Genomic DNA, 2,900 nt, shown 5'->3' with positions numbered 1-2,900 from the left:
TCCCGTTTTGTGGAAGACACAAACTGCAACTGCTTTGGTCTCTCCGGTTTTGTGGAGGACCTAAACTGAATCTGTTTGGGGTCTCCGGTTTTGTGGAGGACACAAACTGCATCTGCTTTGGGTTCTCCGGTTTTGTTGAGGACACAAACTGCATCTGTTTGGGTTCTCCCGTTTTGTGGAGGACCTAAACTGCATCTGTTTGGGTTCTCCCGATTTGTGAAAGTCCCATCTGTTTTTGCTTTGGATCTAATGTACAGCCCCTGGCGCGAGTATTACGAGCGACGGGGTGAGTCAAAACCAACTGAAGGGAAAAGTATCAGTCCGGCTTGCGGACAGAAAAGATGAATAGAACAAAAAGGATCAATCAAACCATGCGGCGCATGCACAACCTGTACAACAAGTAACATAGAGCGTGCGCCTAAAGACGCAAATATACTCCACCCCGGGACTACCCATATTTCACCCCGCGAGGGTGAGTCTTTTTGATTCCGGTCCGGATAAAAGGCCGGTCTCGCTCCGGGCAAGCTTCCTTCTTCCTTCAACTGTCTTCAATTGTTTTCAACTGCCTTCTCTTATTTTCCTCCACTTTCATCCCCATTGGTGATTCCCGGGAATCATGTATGTTTTACTGGGAACCCTGCTCTGTTGGTAAGTAAGGATCCGATCTTTTTAAAAGACGGTACGAAACTGGCAGCAATCTTAATTAATTATTACCCGGAGGAGCCATTTATTTCAACTCATTATAAATAGAACAGAAAAAGGTGTTGCAAAGCATAACAAGGATGAAATGTCTCTACATTTGCAGCCTCGTTTTTAAACATTAGTTTATGAAAAAGCTGTTTCATCCTAAATTATTCAGTGTACTTCAACAAGGATATTCAAAGGAGCAGTTCACCAAAGACCTATTTGCCGGGATTATTGTCGGTATTGTTGCGTTGCCTTTGGCGATTGCTTTTGCGGTGGCTTCGGGGGTGTCGCCCGAAAAGGGCCTGATTACCTCGATTGTTGCCGGAGTTATCATCTCTGTACTTGGAGGTAGCCGTGTGCAAATTGGCGGTCCTACAGGTGCCTTCATCGTTATTGTTTACGGTATCTTACAAACCTATGGCCTCAATGGTTTAATTATCTCAACCATTCTGGCAGGTGTTATTCTCATTGCCTTTGGTTTGCTTAAGTTAGGCTCTTTGCTCAAATTTATTCCTCACCCCTTGGTGGTGGGATTTACCAGTGGTATTGCCTTAGTGATTTTTACCACGCAGATCAAAGATGCGCTGGGCTTGCAATTGGACAAAATGCCATCGGACTTTTTGCCGAAGTGGGGAACTTACTTTTCTCACCTCGACCAGGTAAACCCGACAGCCTTAATTATTACTGTTGTTACCATCTTGATTTCGGTTTATTTTAAAAAGATAACAACGAAGATTCCCGGATCGTTTGTCGCTATTTTGATTGTAACGGCCGTGGTGCAGATCTTCAAAATGCCGGTATCGACTATCGAAACCGTGTTTGGCGATATTCCGCAAACGATTAGCTTGTCGGTGCCTAGTCTCGATTTCAGTCAGCTTCATATGTATCTTGCCCCTGCTTTAACCATTGCTTTGCTGGGGGGTATCGAAAGTTTACTGTCGGCTGTGGTGTCCGACGGGATGATTGGCGGTAATCACCGCTCCAACACCGAGCTGATTGCACAGGGGATTGCCAATGTGGTGACTCCTTTCTTTGGTGGTATTCCGGCTACCGGTGCCATTGCCCGTACTGCCACCAATGTGAAAAATGGTGGCCGCACACCTGTTGCCGGTGCGATCCATGCGATTACGCTGTTGTTTATCATGCTTGTTTTTGGTGATCTGGCCAAACTGATTCCCATGTCTTGCCTGGCCGGTATCCTGATTGTGGTATCCTATAATATGAGTGAATGGCGCTCCTTTGTGTCGATTCTGAAAGGTTCGGCCTTTGATATCCTGATCCTGTTAGTGACTTTCTTCCTGACAGTGTTGGTTGACCTGACTTTCGCGATCGAAATCGGTATCGTTCTTTCAGCCTTGTTGTTTATGAAGCGGATGGCCGATGCCGGTGCGAATCCCGAGTTTGAAGTGGATTCGGATGTGTTGGAAAACTATTCCGACTTGCCCAGGGAAATCGGTATTTACGAAATTAGCGGACCGTTTTTCTTTGCGTCGGCTAAACAATACAGCTCAACACTGAAGCTCATCGGTTTGAAATCGGAGGTGATGATTATTCGGATGCGCCATGTGCCTTTTATCGACTCTACCGGTTTGCACAACCTGAAAGAAGTGGTGAAACAAATTCAAAATAGCGGAACAATCGTATTCTTGTCGGGTGTTCGTCCCAATGTGATGAAAGACCTCGAGAAGGGGAAACTGTTCGATTTGATTGATCGCGACAATGTTTTGCCGGCTTTCGATGAAGCTTTGTACAAGGCTGCCGAAAGCCTGAAGCAAAAAGCGGTTTAGTCGCGAAATTCCTGCTTCACAATTTTCGCTTCAGTTAAAAAAGAAAGCCCCTGCTGGTTGCTGGTTCCGGTCATTACAGCCTGAATCAGCAATTGGCCGGCGTTTCTGTCGGCACCCCAATTGACCAGAAAACTTGCTCCTGCGCCACCTTGATCTTCTTCGTGCTCCACAACAAACTCAATCGACTCCAGTGGTTTCAGTAAAATGGTTGAGTTGACGTATTTCCGCAGTTGCTTCCCGTACGAATCATTATAATTTGCACTAAACATATACACGGTATCGGTCAATGAGCTGTTGCGAATGCTCAGTGTTGAGGTCAGCAAAAAGCGCTTTGTGCCATCCATATGATAAATGTCCGAGTAGATGGGAATATAGTCAGTCTCGAGATACTTTACGGCTTCGGGCTGCAAGTCCACAAAGCTGTAC

At 45.9% G+C, this 2,900-nt stretch carries 2 protein-coding genes; one reads left to right on the top strand and one right to left on the bottom strand.

Annotated elements, in window-relative coordinates; translation table 11 throughout:
* Positions 1-827: 827 nt before the first annotated feature.
* Positions 828-2,474: a SulP family inorganic anion transporter gene (locus tag AC37HE_RS09110; protein ID WP_500782519.1), complete on the top strand. Its 1,647-nt coding sequence runs from the start codon at positions 828-830 to the stop codon at positions 2,472-2,474.
* Here the strand turns inward: AC37HE_RS09110 and AC37HE_RS09105 are convergent.
* On the bottom strand, positions 2,471-2,900 hold a 430-nt coding region (locus tag AC37HE_RS09105; protein WP_500782518.1), incomplete at its 5' end, for a DUF3124 domain-containing protein. The two genes, AC37HE_RS09110 and AC37HE_RS09105, sit on opposite strands and share 4 nt — an antisense overlap.

This window comes from Mangrovibacterium sp., assembly GCF_059905295.1.
This window is presented reverse-complemented; position numbering and strand designations above follow the sequence as displayed.

Excerpts from the sequence above, each read along its gene's own strand:
- AC37HE_RS09110 (WP_500782519.1), top strand. The coding sequence starts at position 828 with ATGAAAAAGCTGTTTCATCCTAAATTATTCAGTGTACTTCAACAAGGA.